This window comes from Candidatus Bathyarchaeota archaeon (genome assembly GCA_026014725.1).
GTDB lineage: Archaea > Thermoproteota > Bathyarchaeia > Bathyarchaeales > Bathycorpusculaceae > Bathycorpusculum.
On sequence record JAOZHV010000044.1, the window covers coordinates 150811 to 166930 of the forward strand.

At 42.8% G+C, this 16120-nt stretch carries 16 protein-coding genes; 9 read left to right on the top strand and 7 right to left on the bottom strand.

Translation table 11 applies throughout. The features are described 5' to 3' along the window. Entirely contained in the window at positions 1 to 1305 is a 1305-nt protein-coding gene (tuf, locus tag NWE95_08265) for a translation elongation factor EF-1 subunit alpha (protein MCW4003888.1), read from the top strand. Between the two features lie 170 nt (positions 1306 to 1475). Further along, complete coding sequence (locus NWE95_08270; protein MCW4003889.1) at positions 1476 to 1625, top strand: hypothetical protein; 150 nt, start codon at positions 1476 to 1478, stop codon at positions 1623 to 1625. Positions 1626 to 1646: 21 nt separating this feature from the next. Here NWE95_08270 and NWE95_08275 read toward each other — a convergent pair whose 3' ends face one another. Then, a complete protein-coding gene (locus NWE95_08275; protein ID MCW4003890.1) occupies positions 1647 to 2999 on the bottom strand; it encodes a hypothetical protein in 1353 nt (450 codons plus the stop codon). Between the two features lie 233 nt (positions 3000 to 3232). Here NWE95_08275 and NWE95_08280 point away from each other — a divergent pair, with 233 nt between their 5' ends. Both NWE95_08280 and NWE95_08285 read left to right on the top strand, forming a co-directional pair. Beyond that, on the top strand, positions 3233 to 5848 hold the full coding sequence (locus tag NWE95_08280) for a hypothetical protein (GenBank protein MCW4003891.1): 2616 nt from the start codon (positions 3233 to 3235) through the stop codon (positions 5846 to 5848). 285 nt (positions 5849 to 6133) lie between these two features. Next, entirely contained in the window at positions 6134 to 7045 is a 912-nt protein-coding gene (locus NWE95_08285; protein ID MCW4003892.1) for a matrixin family metalloprotease, read from the top strand. Here NWE95_08285 and NWE95_08290 read toward each other — a convergent pair. The 5 genes from NWE95_08290 to ligD (NWE95_08310) all read right to left on the bottom strand — a co-directional run bounded on the left by NWE95_08290 (position 7029) and on the right by ligD (NWE95_08310) (position 12155). After that, complete coding sequence (locus NWE95_08290) at positions 7029 to 7643, bottom strand: MBL fold metallo-hydrolase (GenBank protein MCW4003893.1); 615 nt, start codon at positions 7641 to 7643, stop codon at positions 7029 to 7031. The genes NWE95_08285 and NWE95_08290 overlap by 17 nt on opposite strands. 11 nt (positions 7644 to 7654) lie before the next feature. After that, positions 7655 to 8902, bottom strand: coding sequence for a cell wall biosynthesis glycosyltransferase (locus tag NWE95_08295; protein MCW4003894.1), 1248 nt, complete (start codon positions 8900 to 8902; stop codon positions 7655 to 7657). 120 nt (positions 8903 to 9022) lie between these two features. Then, positions 9023 to 10453: a non-homologous end-joining DNA ligase gene (gene ligD / locus NWE95_08300; protein MCW4003895.1), complete on the bottom strand. Its 1431-nt coding sequence runs from the start codon at positions 10451 to 10453 to the stop codon at positions 9023 to 9025. After that, a complete protein-coding gene (locus NWE95_08305) occupies positions 10450 to 11271 on the bottom strand; it encodes a Ku protein (protein ID MCW4003896.1) in 822 nt (273 codons plus the stop codon). Before NWE95_08305 ends, ligD (NWE95_08300) begins: the two co-directional genes overlap by 4 nt. A 2-nt stretch (positions 11272 to 11273) precedes the next feature. Then, positions 11274 to 12155, bottom strand: coding sequence for a non-homologous end-joining DNA ligase (ligD, locus tag NWE95_08310; GenBank protein MCW4003897.1), 882 nt, complete (start codon positions 12153 to 12155; stop codon positions 11274 to 11276). Positions 12156 to 12431: 276 nt separating this feature from the next. Here ligD (NWE95_08310) and NWE95_08315 point away from each other — a divergent pair, with 276 nt between their 5' ends. From NWE95_08315 to NWE95_08335, 5 genes are all read left to right on the top strand, one after another. Then, a complete protein-coding gene (locus NWE95_08315) occupies positions 12432 to 13034 on the top strand; it encodes a hypothetical protein (GenBank protein MCW4003898.1) in 603 nt (200 codons plus the stop codon). A 423-nt stretch (positions 13035 to 13457) separates the two neighbouring features. Next, a complete protein-coding gene (locus NWE95_08320) occupies positions 13458 to 13928 on the top strand; it encodes a hypothetical protein (protein ID MCW4003899.1) in 471 nt (156 codons plus the stop codon). After that, on the top strand, positions 13925 to 14434 hold the full coding sequence (locus NWE95_08325) for a hypothetical protein (GenBank protein ID MCW4003900.1): 510 nt from the start codon (positions 13925 to 13927) through the stop codon (positions 14432 to 14434). The genes NWE95_08320 and NWE95_08325 overlap by 4 nt, the downstream gene beginning before the upstream one ends. 70 nt (positions 14435 to 14504) lie before the next feature. Next, a complete protein-coding gene (locus NWE95_08330) occupies positions 14505 to 14759 on the top strand; it encodes a hypothetical protein (protein ID MCW4003901.1) in 255 nt (84 codons plus the stop codon). Between the two features lie 184 nt (positions 14760 to 14943). Then, positions 14944 to 15189 carry a ribonucleoprotein gene (locus NWE95_08335; GenBank protein MCW4003902.1) on the top strand — a complete coding sequence of 82 codons (246 nt, stop codon included), beginning with the start codon at positions 14944 to 14946 and terminating at the stop codon, positions 15187 to 15189. On the opposite strand, the gene NWE95_08340 is transcribed toward NWE95_08335, so the two are convergent. Continuing rightward, on the bottom strand, positions 15186 to 16085 hold the full coding sequence (locus NWE95_08340) for an AarF/UbiB family protein (protein ID MCW4003903.1): 900 nt from the start codon (positions 16083 to 16085) through the stop codon (positions 15186 to 15188). The two genes, NWE95_08335 and NWE95_08340, sit on opposite strands and share 4 nt — an antisense overlap. Between the last annotated feature and the right edge of the window lie 35 nt (positions 16086 to 16120).

The window sequence follows — 16120 nt, forward strand, 5'->3', positions numbered from 1 at the left end:
ATGAGCAAAAGCGATAAACCCCACTTAAACCTCATCATCATGGGGCACGTTGACCATGGAAAATCAACAACCACAGGACACTTACTATACCAAGCAGGCGCCATCGACGAGAGAACAATCAAAGCCTTCGAAGAAGAAGCTGCAAAAATGGGCAAAGGAACATTTAAGTTTGCATGGGTTCTCGACAACCTCAAGGAAGAACGAGAAAGAGGTGTCACAATTGACCTTCGGTTCCTACAGTTCCAAACCAAGAAATACAACTACACAGTCATTGATGCACCAGGTCACCGAGACTTCGTCAAAAACATGATTACTGGCGCAAGCCAAGCAGACGCTGCCGTCCTCTTCTGCTCAGCTAAAAAAGGCGAGTTCGAGGCAGGCATCGGTCCAGGTGGTCAAACAAGAGAACACGCGTTCTTAGCATTCACGCTAGGTATTCGTCAACTCGTTGTTGCAATTAATAAAATGGATGATATCACCGTTAACTGGAACAAAGACCGCTATGAGGAAATGAAGAATGAAATTTCCAGAATGGTTCGCATGGTCGGATTCAAAGTTGAAAAAATCAACTTTGTACCAGTTTCTGGTTGGACAGGCGACAACCTGATAAAGAAAAGCGACAAAATGCCCTGGTATACAGGTCCAACGCTGATTGAAGCATTAGACTTACTGGAAGTCCCAGCTAAACCAACTAACAAGCCATTACGTATTCCAATACAAGACGTTTACACTATCACAGGCATCGGAACAGTCCCAGTGGGCAGAGTTGAAACAGGCGTTCTCAAACCTGGTCAAAACCTAGTCTTTATGCCCTCAAACAAGACTGCGGAAGTTAAATCAATCGAAATGCACCACACCTCAATCCCAGTTGCAGAGCCAGGCGACAACATCGGCATGAGCGTAAGAGGCATAGCCAAAAACGAGGTTCACCGCGGAGACGTCGCTGGTCCAGTTGACAACCCGCCAACCGTAGCGAAAGAGTTCATTGGTCAAATTATCATCATCTACCACCCAACAGCAATCGCAGCAGGATACACACCAGTACTACACTATCACACAGGACAAATCGCATGCAGATTCACAGAACTTCTAAAGAAAATTGACCCACGCTCAGGCCAAGTAACTGAAGAACACCCGAGCTTCCTCAAAACAGGGGACGCAGCTTGGGTCAGATTGGAACCACTGCATCCTATCGCAGTAGAGCCCTATCAAGAATTCCCAGAGCTCGGACGCTTCGCAATCAGAGACATGGGTACAACAGTAGCTGCCGGCGTCGTCAAAGAAGTCACTAAAAAGGGTCCATAAACCCTTACACTTTATTTTTGTCGTTGTTTATTGTTTTAAAATAATAGTTTTTAGTTACTGATAAATTACATTGTTTTCTATTCATCGTGTCAAAGAATAGTTGTTGTATAGTGACAGTCACAATTCTATATATGCCATGGTAGAGAGTGGCTTAAATAAGGTGTAGCTTAATGAATTCCCAAGAGGGGAAACTGAACCGATTTCTCCAAAATATAAAGTTGAAAGATGAAAGCTTGGAGAACGTTTCACTGAAGGATGTACCTTTGGAAGATAGGCGAAAGGAAGCAGAAAAACCGCTGTTCTTAACCAGATATGAATAGTAAAATGGAGTCGTCGGCTTTTCACTCTATAGAATAGATGTTCTGGTAGCGGGTAGCCGCAGGAAACTCGGAATCACTGAAAACAATGTCTACCTTTAATCCATGCTCTTTGAGGGTTGCTTGCATTAACTCCCATATCCGTTGGGTTTCTTCGTCAGCTTTGAAGATTCCCCAAACCTTGTCTTCTGCCCAGCGGGTTCCCCAACCATAATTTTTCGGGAATACCACTGCGAACTCAGCTTTGAGTGACCCTTGAGTTACTTGAGAATTCTCAACTACGTCATGCCAAAACAAATTGAGCGCTTGAAAATGTTCGTCCTGCATTGTGCCGTAAGTGCCTGCTTCTGAGTCATAGTAGTTGAAACTGACAAAGTATTTTGCTCCACACTCATAGGATGTTTTAAGTTGATTAAAAATCTCGGTGCCGTTGTCAAGGTACGGTGGCGTTTGATATTTCCAAGTAATGAATACGCCCCAATCTTTTTGCTGTGTATTTGCGGCTCCGCGCATAAGCGATAGTTGCTGAGTTACGCTAAGATTCCATCCAAGTTGCCCCAGCACCACATCATAGCCAGCCAGATAGTCAAACCAATATAACCCATAATCTGAAGTAAACACCTTAGTCAAGTTCTTTAGGAACTCTATGTTATCTTTATCGCGGGCGCAGAACCTTTGGGCAGTCTCGTCTATGTCTTTGAATGGTCGTATATTTTGGAGTTGTTGATATGTTTGGTAGCTAAAGCCGTTAGGTACTGATCTGATAACCTTGACAGTGCCATTGGCGTAGAATAATGCCTCACTGTTTATGTCTGAACCGCTGTTAGCTGGAGCAGGTTCTGATAAAAGTATGTTGCCGTCAAGTTGATAATTAATGACTATGCCATCAGGTTTTTTGACTACTATGTCGCCGTACTTGGTCTTTGTTATGGAATCGCCAGTTGCTACATCCTCATATTCTACGTAGTCGTCTAGCATTTTGCCGCCTGGTTCATCACCATAATAGACTCCTAACAGGTGGTCTCCCCATTTTGCTTTAGCAGACTCAAGCCAAACTGAAAATGACTCTTGAATAAGCACTCCAAAATATGGCAAAAAGTACATTCCAGCGGCAACCGCGTAATCCCCCAATTCATTAACGCTCGCCAAATCTCTTTGAAGTAGACCTGATTGCAAAACAAAGAGATTCGTGTAGCCCTTAACTTTGTCTATTAACTGTTTTCCTTGGGCGACATTGTCTCCGCAGTACGCTATTCCAACATACGCTGTGGGTGTTTTAGGCTTGGGCGAGAAGTTGTAACCAGTGAGCAGTAACCCAGAAAGCAATACTATAACAATGACAAAAACAGCTACAACCCCAATGTAGGTTTTCTTCATTTCCTGCCCTCAAACCTGTGATTATTCATCTGGCTTACTAGATAAATTTTCTTCCAATACGGCGTATTTAGCATTTATCAGACAATTTAGATTATTACCTTTGATCAATACAAAAAGCAAGCAATTTCATCAGAAATCCTCCAGTTTTGAGCACAACGATGCCTTAAACTCAATAGTTAGCAATCGTAAATGTTAATAAGCGCTAATCACATTATTGCCCAAGGTGTAGGTACATGTTAAAACATAACATGAAAGTCTTTTTAATTCTCGCTCTTCTGCTATCACTTGTTATTCCAGCTTTCATGTCATCCGTTTCATCTTCAAGCGGTTTTATCAGAATAAACAGCAAAACCGCAAGTACTCCCGGTCAACAGGTACAAGCAGGAGAAAACGTGAACCTTTACTTTGGAGGCGTAACTTGGTCAGGTGAACAATTTTGGTTGTTCCTGAGCACTGATGGCTCACCACAAATGTCAGGAAGTGTATATACACCAATATTTTCAGTCTACGATGTCGCTGATGCAACAACAACTCATGTGTATAATGGCACTAATGGGGTTTGGGTTACTGGTGGTAACTGGGTTAACGGAACCATACCGTTGACTTCAAGCGGAGGCAATCATTACATCAAAGCAGTCGACCAAATTGGCTCGGCAGTTGCTGTAACAGATACATACATCGTTATCACCCCCATACTTTATGATTCAACACTAACCGTTTCACCCTCTTCGGGGCCAGGCGGCGTTCCAATTACCTTCACGGGTTCTAACTACCCACCTGGGCAACCAGTCACAATTTCATATCGTGACCCAACCTTTGGCACATGGCATTATTTGACATCAGTGACCGCTGACTCGACGGGAAAAATTTCGGTAACTTCGGAAGCTCCTGATTTAAAGAAAGCTATGGGCGCTTATGACTCTTCGGAAATATACACTGAAATTTCCTATCGCGCAGAGCGAAGTAATTACATTTATGGCTATGCCAATTACCTACAATATCAGCGAGGGCTAAAACAAGTTGGTAATTCAGTTGCCTACGGATTGTACGGTAATGGCACAAATTTAGTTTCAAATGTTAGAGTTACGCCTGACGATGAAATTGTAATCTCCGGTAAGTGGTTCCACTCTAATGATGCAATTTACATCCGCTGGGATGGTGTCAACGTTGTTGGCACCGTCACAAGCGATCAGTGGGCGACGGCGAATATCATTGGAACAACGACTGCTAATTCAAACGGAGCGTTCAGTACCTCTGTGACCATTCCAAACGCAAATGCAGGTGAACATTATGTTGCGGTTGAAGATTCTCAGACCCGTGTCATCGTTAAAATCTCTGTGTCTTCTGCCTCATTGCAACTCACGCCCTCATCTGGTCCAGGTGGGGCAATAGTACAATTCACGGGTTCAGGTTACCCAGCCTCAACACCTGTTACAATTTCATACCTCGATTCTTTCTTTGGCGGATGGAACGTTTGGACTACTACAACTTCAAACTTGCAAGGTCAAATTTCCGTTTCAACAGAAATCCCTGACTTGATGAAAACTTCTAATGGTGAATTTGCGAACGCTTCCTCAACGCTCTCATTTAGAACAGAAGTCGGCGGAGTTCCGCACTCTTATGTCGATTATACCCAGTTCTGGAGAGGATTAAGTCGAGTAGGAAACCAATTTCCAACCTACGGTCTGTACGGTAACGGTACAAATCTGTCCTCAAGCGTAAGTGTTGCGCCTGGAAGTAGCTTGGTGATTTCTGGCAATTGGTTCCATCCAGGCGTCGTTTATGTGCGTTTTGATGGTTTTAATGTAGTGGGCACAGTCACAGGGGACGAATGGTTAAACGCTCAGGTCATCGGTACAACAACCGCCAGCACCTCGGGCTCCTTCTCAACAACCGTTACCATTCCATCAGCCAGCGGCGGGCAACACTTTCTAGCGATTGAAGATTCCCAAACTAGGCTGATTGTTATAATAAACGTTAATGCCCCAGTAGTTGAACCTACCCCAACTCCAACTCCTACTTTGGCACCGACTACTAGTCCTAGTCCAACTCCAACAGGTACTCCTGCTCCAACTGCTTCGCCAACACCAACCCCGATACCTACAGCAAATCCTTCTCTGCCAACACCTACTATTGATGTTTCCTGCAAGAGCAGTGCTGTAGGGAACGGTTTTAAAGTTGAAATCAACGGCGAATTAGCACTCAATGGAGCCCCTCTTGTAGACCATCCAGTCCTAATCTCCTACAGTGTAACAGGCGGCACTGAATGGAAAAGCTTGACCTTAGTACGGACGCTCTCCAACGGCGGTTTTTCAGCCGTTTGGATACCTGATGTCACAGGCGATTTCCTAGTTAAAGCCACAGTAGAAGCGACATCAACGATTAATACTGCTACAAAAACTGTTAATCTTGCCATTACACCTGACCCTGAAAATAACTTGTTTACCATTAATTCTAACTCGACAATACGCCAATTCGAATTCGACCCAGAAAGTAAAGAATTAAGTTTCACCGTAGAAGGCGCAACAGGCACAACAGGATACGTTGACATCTTCATTCCAAAGGCAATTCTAGGCGATGTTTCAGAACTCAAAGCTTTCATGGATGATACGGAAATTTCGTTTAACAGCCAATCAGTTTCAGATTCTTGGCTAATTTCATTCGCCTACTCGCATAGCATACACAGAGTAACCCTAACAATCGGTAGTGCTGTAGAACCAACCGACCACAGTCCCGACGATACATCCAATAGGCAGTGGCCAATCTACATAGCGATTGTGGCAACCGTAGTGGCGGTGGCAACGATTGCGGCAGTGACGCTTAAACTAAAAAGCAAACACACATATTAACCCCCCCATAAAACTACCCCCAACTCTATTTGACAGTAGATTCAAATCCTTTTTAACCGTGCTACTTGTGCATCATCCACAACCAGCAAGCAACCTAACAAACAAATAGAAAACAAAAATCAACGCTCCACACAAATCACTGCTTGTTGTTGTAAGAGGGAAGGGGACTCACACACAACAACTACCAAAAAAACAAACCAAGCTCACACAAAACGGCATTTTCTCAAAACATCGCTTGTAGGTAAATTTAAAGGAGAGTAAACCTCTGTTTATTATAGAAAAATTATGCGAAAACTTCTTTTGCTACTTCTGTTGGTTTCAAGTTTATTCTTATCATACGATTTTTTAAATAACAATCAAGCAAAGGCACAAACCGAAGACCAGTATATCCTGCAACTTCAAGGATTCGCTTGGAACCAAACAACACTCAATGTTCTAATAGTCACCCCTACCAACGAATCATGGTGGAACCCAGTTTACTCTAATTGTGTGCTCCGCGCCATCGGCCAATGGAACGACGCTATTACTGTTTTTGCCTCAAATTACTCGGACTACGCCTACTTATCAAGCCTAAGCATTCAATCAGCGATCTCTAATGAAACCCAACCTGGGTTTGATATATACATTAATTGGACTCAAAGTCCATTGATTGAAACCGAAGACCAAGTAGGATTATCAAAAATTGTTGTCGATAAGGGGGGAGCAATTATAAATTCCACCATTAACCTTGCAGCAAGCACCAATCATGGTGTTGCTATAAGTGAGGGAGACGCTCAAAATATTGCTCTCCATGAGTTGGGGCATAGTTTAGGGTTAGGTCACTGCAATTACACCGCAGATTTGATGTACCCCGTGTATACTTTGCAAGGTTCTGCTCAAGACATCTCAACGCTTGACGCTTATGGCGTAGCCACAGTTTTTGTATGGAAACTTGAATCTAGCTTTTATCCGATTAGGGCATGGCTGAAAGAAAAATCTGTTAGTTTACCTGCAACTGTGCCTTATGGGTATTTACCAGTGTCATCTGAGAACGTTAGACCCGCAACACTTGCCGACAATCCAGTTGTTCAATTCTTAATTTTGATTGGGCAAATTCTTATTCACCCGGAGGTTTTAGTCAGCGTTATCGTGGTAATTGTTATTTTTGTTATCATTGCATTTATTCCGACTAAAAAGAGACCTAAGGTTGCCGCATAAACTCGATGAAATCGTCAAGGCTTCTTGGTTTTAGGGTGTAGTTGGTTTTTCTTTCCTCGCCAATTGTCGAGGATGGCTTAGCGCCGTAATCGTGTCCTGGGTAAACCTTCACGCTATCATCGAGTTTCAAGAGTTTATTGAATAGGCTGTCGTACATGCTTTTAGAGTTGCCAGTTGGCAAATCTGTTCTTCCGCATTCGCCGACAAATAGCGTGTCGCCTGTCAGGACGATTTGGTTATCGATTAAGAGGCAGATACTATCGCTTGTGTGTCCTGGCGTGTGAATTACTCGTATGGAGATTCTGCCGATGGTTACGGTGTCGTTGTTTTCGACTGGCAGGTCTGGGTTTAATCTGGAAAGCTTGTGCGCTACTAGTTTGGCTTGGAAGGTTGAGAGGAGTTCTGTGTTGCCAGCGGTGTGGTCAGAGTGCCCATGAGTGTTTATAACATATTTTAGTTGGAGGTCTTCTGCTTTGAGGAGGCGGCTTATTTCTCCAGCGTTATAGCTTGGATCAACAACCGCTGCTTCTTTGGTTTTTTCATCTGCGATTATGTATGAAAAGTTGTCGCCGTGCTGTTGTATCTGCTTAAAAAACATGATTTGCTCCCTTAGTATCTCTCAATGAGATAGGGTTTTAGTTTTTGGAAGACCTTTGCTTCTGTCGTTATCAGTTGTTCGCATTCTTCGCGGCTTAGTGTCCAAGTGTCCTTTAGAAAAACTGCTACTCTTCCAATCCAGAGAATTCGCAGTGCATCAAGGAGTTTCTCTCTGCCGTTGGCTTTTTGTTTGTGGAATTCTGCGATGAAGGAGTAGACTGTTTTTGCCCATATTTCCGATGAGAAATCAACTTTTTTGTTTTCAATTTCCTTTATTTGCTCAAAGGCGTTTTGGATTTCTTGGTCTAGAAATGACTTGTATATGGGTCGGTGTTTGTCGTAGTTGTCTTTGAAGGCTTGTACAGTTGCTGGTAGTGAAACCTGAATAGGTTCAGGTGTTTCACTGTAGATTGCCTCCCCGAACATTTGAGTGGGGACAACGCCGCTGATTTCTTTCCATACAGATTCATATTGCTCTATACATGTGAACATTACGTTCATGACTTGGCGAAACATTGAGGCTAACTGGCTTGTTGGGTCTTTGGCGTCGTGATTTTTGACTCCTAATAATGCTTGCTTAATTTTGTAGTCCTTCGCGACAGCGGTGATAGTTTCGAAGATGTCGATGCCGAAGCGGCAAACATCTGGGTGCTTCCACATTGGTGAAGCTAACAAGTCTTCCACTAGTTCAATGGAGAGTCCGAAGTCTCCGCCTATTGGCTGTCTGATATCTTTGCCAAAAAGGCTGGTGATGACGGGGTAGCATAGGAAGTTTGTTATGGTTCCATCGTATTTGCGGCGGTTATAGTAGGGCGCTACAAAGCCTGTTCCCGCCAGTGCGGGGCTGATTAGAAGGCGCATCCATTCAGGAGTTATGCTGCGAAGGTCAGAATCGACCAGTGCTACGCTCTTGACTTTTAGGTAGCTGGCTGCCTCAAATATGGCTCGAATGGCTCTTCCTTTACCTGATAACCCCATGTAGATGGCTGGAATCAGCTTCACAGCTGAGGGTAAGTTAACTTTCTTTACTGAGGTCAAGGTTTGGTCAGTGGAGTTCCCGTCGGAAACAAAAATTACTGACCTCATGTTTGGAAAATAGGTGTCTAAGCCTTTGACTACTTGGGAGAGAACATAACTTGCTGTAAGCACATTATTGAACGATGGGATTCCAACAAGGATGTCGGCTTTTTCGATGTCATGCAGGTAAACACGAGCATCAAGTGATAACGCGGATTCACAGCTGGGGTCGCAACACGCCATTTTTTTTGCACTTCTTCATTTTAATGTTTTTATGGTAAAAAAATGATTCGCTTTCTAAAACAGAATTCCAACTATAGACAGTGCAATTTTTGGACTAAAGTTTAGGCTAATCAAAATAGTTCATTGCTCTTTGCCCTTGAGAAGTAACCAGTCCTTTGAGTCTTCCGTCTTCTTTAGCCGCACAAGAATATAGCGTCCTTTCAAGCGTTCACCATCAAGCGTGAATTCGATTTTATCTTTCTCCCAAACTTTCGGCTTGTAATGCCCTTTATCCCAGATTTTTACGGTGCCAGCGCCATATTGCCCTTTAGGAATTTCGCCTTCAAAGGTGGCGTAATCGTAGGGGTGGTCTTCGGTTTCTACGGCAAGCCGCCGTTCTTTGGTGTCTTCAGGGATTCCCTTAGGCACCGCCCAACTTTTCAAAACGCCTTCGTTTTCGAGTCTTAAGTCATAGTGGAGCCTGCGGGCGTGGTGTTCTTGAATGACGAAGATTAGTTTTTCTTGTTGTTGAACCCCGCCTTTTGGCTCTGGCGTTTGCTGGAAGTCACGTTTTGATGTGTACTCTGAAAGCTTGTCCGTCGATGGTGTACTTGCTTTTTTGTCCTCAATTATTTGGTCAATGGTACACTCTTTCGGCGGTTTATCTTCCCTTAAACGCTTAAAACGCGCCATTCGCAACTTAACATCTGCTGTTACCGCTTGGTATGTAACTTCGCAAACGAGTCTGGGTTCAAGCCAAGTTACCACGTCACCAGCTTCAGGCTTGAAAGGAGCAACAGCGGTCTTTATTTTTTCGAACTTGCCAGTTAAGATTCCAAGTATTTCTTGTGTGAAGCCTGTGCCAACCTTGCCAACGTAAACTGGCTGACCAGTTTTGTCATAGAGCCCCAAAAGTAGGGCTCCAAAAGTTGCCTCTCTGGATTCGCTACCTCTTGTGTAGCCGAAAATTACGCAATCACACGTTTTGAGTTTTTTGATTTTTACCCAACTCCCGCTCCGTAAACCTTCCTCGTAGTGGCTATCCTTTTTCTTAGCAACTATGCCTTCTAAGCCTTTTTCTATAGCTGATTCAAAGTAAGCCTCACCCTTATCCTCTATAAAATCGCTCAAAAGCACATTTGTGCCTTCTTTTAGTGAATCCGCCAAGATTTTTTTGCGCTCCATCAAGGGCAATGAAGTCAGCGGTTTTCCATCTTTCTCTAAAATGTCAAACACTACATAGATTGCTGGTGCACGGTTGGTTTGCCTTTGGATTTCGCCTTTTGAGACTGCTTGACCTCGCTTGAGGAGTGTTTGGAAGTCGGGTTTACCTTCGCGCATGACCACTATTTCGCCGTCAACCACTATGTTAGTGCCCAACCGTGTTAGTTCGCTGAATTCTGGGAAGTTGTTTTTTAGCTCTTTTTGGTTTCTGCTCCTCAGACTGTAGAGCCCCTCTATGTAGCCGATTGCTCTAAACCCGTCCCATTTAACCTCAAAAATCCAGTCCTTATCGGAAAAAGGTTCAGGGGCAACCCGTGCAAGCATGGGTTTGTAGATGCGGCGATTCATTTCTTTTCCAACTGCTTGATGGTTTCGCGCAGGGCAACCATGAGGCTTTTGGCTTCTATTTCTGGGGGCTTCTCAACTTTTATTATTTCGCCTTTCGTTTTTTGCGCTATGAGTTGTTCAACCTTTTTCATATACGTGTCTTCGAATTCTGTTATGTCAAACTCGCCTGAAAGTTGCGAGACGATTTTTATTGCCATGTCCAACTCGGTTTTATCTGGCTCCTCTAGCTTTTGGAGCACTTCGAAATCCTGCGGGTCCACCACATCATAAGCATAACGTAAAGTTGTAAGAACTAGCGCGCCTTTGTACGGATGTAGCAGTGCTGGGTACTCTTTGGTTCTCAGAGTTATCCGTGCAGCACCTGCCTTGTTTTTTCGCTCTAAAGCGTTTAACAACAGACTGTAGGCTTCTTTGCTTTTGTCAGGGAGTAGTGCGTAGGTTTTGTCAAAGTGAATTGGGTCAACACTAAAGTAATCAACGAATTTGCTGATGCGAATGCGCTTGTCTGACTCTGGCTTAATAGCGTCAAGTTCCGCTTTATCAAATGTGATGTACTCGTTTTTTGCCACCTCATATCCTCTGATTACTTCGTTCCATGGAACGATTTTGTCCTCTTTAGTGCATACTTTAACGTATTTTAGAGGGTGTCCGTCAGTTTTGTGCAAAAAATGAAATGAAATGCCCTTGTCATAAACCATCGAGTATAGCTTAACTGGAACGTTAACTAGCCCTATTGTGATGCTTCCAGACCAGATAGACCTGCTTGGTGCAGGGGCACTTGCTTTTTTCATTTCATTTCTTTCAAGGTTTTGAGTCATAACTATATCTCCAGTTTACATCTTTTTTCAAAAATATTCTCCCATGGATTGACTTTTCGCTTAACTACACTGAAAATGTTGTAGTCCGTGGGGTTTATCCCTTTCTTAACTTCACTCCACTCCAAAGGCGTTGAAACTGTGGCCTGAGGCGTAGGTCGGAGGCTGTAGGGTACCACCATTGTCCTTAAAGGTGAGTTCTGCAGGTAATCGGTGAAAACCTTGCCTGGTTTCTTGGTGTCTTTGAATTCAGAAACCACTATGTCGTTTTCTTTTGCCAGGGCTTTTCCGATTTCATGAACAAATGCTCTGGTTTTTTCAAACGTGTGTTCGGGCACGATTGGGGTAATTACGTGTAAGCCTTTTTTGCCTGAGGTTTTTATGAAGGGTGTGAGTCCTAAATCGTTTAGTTTGTCTTTTAGTAAAAGTGCGACTTCTGCTGCGTCGCTTAATGTGGCTGGCGGTTCAGGGTCAACGTCAAAAAACAAAAAATCAGGGTGGTCTAAGTTGTTTATCTGGGAGAAGGGCATGTGGATTTCTAGGGCTGCCATGTTTGCAAGCCAGATGAGCGTGTCAAGGTCGTTACAAACGATGTAGTCGACATCCCGTTTTGAAGTTGGCGAGTAAATCGTTGTTGTTTTTACCCAGTCAGGGGTGCCTTCAGGAGCGTTCTTTTCAAAGAAACTAGTTTTGCCTAGTTCAGGGTCTTGTGCGCCCTCAGGGTATCGAGTCAAGACGAGCGGCCTGTTTGCTATGATTGGCAATAATTTCGGAGCGATTTTAATGTAGTATTCAATTACTTGGCCTTTGGTTACGTTAATTTCGGGGTAGAAGCATTTATCGAGGTTTTTCAGTTCAACTTTTGTTAATTCCTTGAGTTCTGTCATTACTTTGTCCCAAAAGCGCATTATTTACGAAAGCAATCCACATACTATTATATAGTCTAGTCTTTTTCCTTTTTGGATTCACGAACCATATATCGTGTTTGCATGTTGAAAAAGTCGTTTTCTTGCAGTTACACCTATATAGTCAACATGTCATAAATAATGAGTTGTCGGAATTAATCAAGAAAAAGTAAATTTTGACTTATCAGTTTGCTTTTTTCGAGGTAATTCGCTAGATTAAGAAGGAGGGTAGTTAAAATCAAGTCAAAAAAACCAACATTGGAAGATCAACTTTCAATTATTGCCGCTCAGAATGACATCTACCCAGCGGAGTTGTTTAATGCGTTAATAGAGGCAAAAAACCACGGTAAAGCTAGGTGTCTAGATTTAACGGTTGAATACCGTGGAAACATGAATGAGCAAGCTATATTTTTGATAACACGAGACGGGAAAGTTGTTGCACAATTTAGAGTACCTGAACAAACATTGGCAAGTAAGGATGTTTCTTTTGATAACTGGCTCGACAGCGGCAGAGTCCAAAAAGAAATCGCTAAACAGACTCCTGAACCGTCACATATAAAGATAGGTGATTTGCGGTCAGGCATGAAAAAAGTAAATGTGCATGCGGAGGTGCTGGAGACTTCTGAACCATCTAAAGTTCACACGCAGTTTAGGGATAACGCCTTGGTTTCTAACGCGCTAATTGGTGATGAAACAGGACAGGTTCTGCTTTGCCTCTGGGACAACCAAGTAAACGCCGTGTCCGTTGGCGACTGCATCGAAGTCAAGGGTGCGCACGTGGCTACGTTTAAGGGTGAAAAACAACTCAGACTGGGCAAGAACGGAACCATCATTAAACTTGAGAAACAACTAGAAAACTAAACCTCATACTTTTTTGAAGCAACATCATTTTCTGAAAATAAATCACCATCAACGATTAGCTAAATTATACAGCATATTTGGATGCTATTAGTGGTTCTATGTTGAAACCTATAGGGGGTAGGTGCTAGTGGCGGTTTCTCAAGCCAATAGCATGCCGAAAATTCAGTTCTTTTTATAGGGGGATAGGGTCTAACGCAGAGCAACAATCACTTTAGAAACAAGAAAAACCAAACCCCAAACCAAAAACAATGCCAATCCTCACAAACCAAAGTCGATGTTGTACAAACAAATCGCCTTTCAACAACTACTAAACAGAAAAATCACCAAAAAAATAACTCAGAACAAGCAACAGACAAGCCCCTCAGCCACAAATCCTAAAAGGCTTCACCACAGACTATAGCATATAACGGAGGTCTATGCCAAATGAAACGCATCGAAGCACACATCAAAACAGGCTTCGGAGAAGTTGTGATCCAAGGCGAAAATCCACAAGAAATCCTCGAAATGCTAGAAGGCATGCCTGAAAACTTTGTAGAAAAACTATCCGACTTCGTATCCAACAGACTAACACCTTCAGGAGCACAACTCAAAGGCATCATTGAACCCACAACAGAAGGACCAGTCATAGTCACACGAGAAAACCTAACCCACTACGAAGCCGTAGGTTTAGTTCTATACGCCTCAGACGACCGCAAAAACACAGCAGCCCAAATCCAGAAACTGCTCGAATCCAGCGGCATAAAAAGTATGGTTCCTGCAAGACTAAACGAAATGACTAAACGCGGACAAGTTTTCAAACCAGACCCAAACAAACCCGAGTTTAAACTTACGATTCAAGGCGAGAAATGGGTCGAAGAAGAAGTCCTCACCAAACTCAGAGGCAAAATGAGTTGACCGAAAAAACTCCAAAAGTCAACGTTCAAATAAAATACAAAGACACTGAACAACAGTTCACCGCTGAACCCCAAGAAGCATGGCTTCTACTAAACAAATTCTTCAAAGAACTCATCCCTTCTTTTGAAATCGCCCAAAAACTCACCCTCAACATTGACCTGCAACAGCTTGCAAAAGACCTGCAGGGCATAATTGCCTTCTCAGATGGCGGCATCAGTTTGCTTGCGCCTAAAAATAAGTTAACTGATAATGAGACTTTAATGATTTGGCTTACAGCTCACTTTCTTGGAAACAAACTATGTTTAGTAAACAACGATTCTCTTTCAAAAGAGGAACTACAAGCAAAACTTGGCAAAAGCGGCAAAATTACCAGCACTCGTCTGGGCGAATTGATAAAAAACGATTTTGTGGCAAGAACGGCTGCCGATAAGTACAGAATAACTAACCTTGGAATTGTTCAGAGTCAAAAAGAAGTTATCCCGAAAGTAAAATCAAAAATTAACTAAACTATTGAGCCCTAAGTTGATAGGAAAAATATATTACCTTCTTACTCCAGTTTTTTCTTGAGGAGAAAGCATGAACTTAATGCTTTTAATGGCTATAGTTTATTCAATTCTTGACAGTTTAGGTCTTGGCGGACTTGATCTAACATTCCTAATCGTCTTGGTCATCATTGGCTTGATAATAATAGTCCTCATAAAACTGTTCTTAGTGCTGATTCCCGCAATAATCGTTGCCATCATAGTTTATTTCCTCACATCAGGTGACCTATTCTGGACTGGCGTGGCCTTCCTGGTGGTTGCAGCATTATCAATACTGGCTAAACTCTAATCCTTTCTTATTTACTACTTTTTTGTTTCCAAAAAGCCAAGTTTACTGCTTGATTTTCTCAAATAACCCCCTCTTCATCGTTTAATATGCTTCTCTATCAAATTAGAGAAGCCATCTTTTTCACAAGACTTTTATATGGCATTCAGGGTTTTGGATATTACACTAATATTACGAGGACACGGCTATGATGATGGAACCAAGTAAAAAACCGTTGAATGTACTGATCAAACAATTGCACGGAAACATCGAAGTTGTTTTAAAAAACGGCTACGAATACAAGGGAAAAATGATAAAATGCGATGGCCACATGAATCTCCTCTTGGAAGGCGCAACAGAATGCAAAGAAGACCAACTAATGACTAACTATGGCAACGTGTTGCTTCGCGGAAACAACATCCTCTACATAGTGCTGGATGCCAACAAGCACTAAAACGGCAAGCTTAGATTTTCTCCAGTCACATAAGCACAGGCTTCTTCAATAGCCAATTTTATGTCAAATTTCCGCCTAAAAAAAGCAAGCACATTCTTTAAGTCACGCTCCAACAATTCACCAGCGTTGATGTGATCTGTTTTAACATATTGCGGCCAATCAATGATGAGAATGTGCCCATCAGGCTTGAGGATTATGTTGAATTCGCTGAGGTCTGCGTGGATAACATGGGCTTTCAAGTAAGCTTTTCTAACGTTTTGCAGTATTTCTTTTAGAACTTTCTCGGGCTCGCCTATGTCTTTGTATTTAGATAGTTCTCCGCCCTCAATCATCCCCATAGCTATAACATGACGGTTTTGACTTATCGGCTCAGGCACTGCAACACCTTTTTCGTAAACTAACTTCATGGCTTGAAATTCTTTCTCTGCAGCTAAGTGCGATTGAAAAAGCCATGTGGAGTGTTCGCGTATGTAGCCTCTTTTGCGTCTGGTTTGCCTAAAACTGACTCTGCCCAACCTGTGAAATTTTACGGCTATACGCGTTCCCGATGGGCTCAATGCATCGTAAACATCAGCTTCTTTTCCTACACCTAATGGTTGCCCAAAAGATGCAATTACTCCAGCCTTGAATAGGGCATTTATTGCTAGACAGTCATATCCTGCATAGTTCAAAGTATGTCCAATGTAGGCGCCTTTTGTTTGGTAGATTAACCCAAGCTTGTTTAGTTTTCCAAGGGTGAAATGTATGCGTTCCATGGGAACTTTTGCGTATTTTTGTATCTGTTCAGTTGGGACGAATTCGCGTTTACTCATTGCGGCTTCGATGATGTTGAGAATTCTAAAGTCTTCGCTTTCTAGTTGGCGAAATATTTTTACTGCTTGATCAGCACTTGACATACAGTATGGATAGAACGCCTTCAGCTATTAAGACT

Coding starts and splice junctions, on each gene's coding strand:
- NWE95_08280 (MCW4003891.1), top strand. CDS start 3,233: ATGTTAAAACATAACATGAAAGTCTTTTTAATTCTCGCTCTTCTGCTA.
- NWE95_08275 (MCW4003890.1), bottom strand. CDS start 2,999: ATGAAGAAAACCTACATTGGGGTTGTAGCTGTTTTTGTCATTGTTATA.
- ligD (MCW4003895.1), bottom strand. CDS start 10,453: ATGAATCGCCGCATCTACAAACCCATGCTTGCACGGGTTGCCCCTGAA.
- NWE95_08290 (MCW4003893.1), bottom strand. CDS start 7,643: ATGTTTTTTAAGCAGATACAACAGCACGGCGACAACTTTTCATACATA.
- NWE95_08340 (MCW4003903.1), bottom strand. CDS start 16,085: ATGTCAAGTGCTGATCAAGCAGTAAAAATATTTCGCCAACTAGAAAGC.
- NWE95_08305 (MCW4003896.1), bottom strand. CDS start 11,271: ATGACTCAAAACCTTGAAAGAAATGAAATGAAAAAAGCAAGTGCCCCT.
- NWE95_08335 (MCW4003902.1), top strand. CDS start 14,944: ATGATGATGGAACCAAGTAAAAAACCGTTGAATGTACTGATCAAACAA.
- NWE95_08285 (MCW4003892.1), top strand. CDS start 6,134: ATGCGAAAACTTCTTTTGCTACTTCTGTTGGTTTCAAGTTTATTCTTA.
- NWE95_08295 (MCW4003894.1), bottom strand. CDS start 8,902: ATGGCGTGTTGCGACCCCAGCTGTGAATCCGCGTTATCACTTGATGCT.
- ligD (MCW4003897.1), bottom strand. CDS start 12,155: ATGACAGAACTCAAGGAATTAACAAAAGTTGAACTGAAAAACCTCGAT.
- NWE95_08320 (MCW4003899.1), top strand. CDS start 13,458: ATGAAACGCATCGAAGCACACATCAAAACAGGCTTCGGAGAAGTTGTG.
- tuf (MCW4003888.1), top strand. CDS start 1: ATGAGCAAAAGCGATAAACCCCACTTAAACCTCATCATCATGGGGCAC.
- NWE95_08330 (MCW4003901.1), top strand. CDS start 14,505: ATGAACTTAATGCTTTTAATGGCTATAGTTTATTCAATTCTTGACAGT.
- NWE95_08270 (MCW4003889.1), top strand. CDS start 1,476: ATGAATTCCCAAGAGGGGAAACTGAACCGATTTCTCCAAAATATAAAG.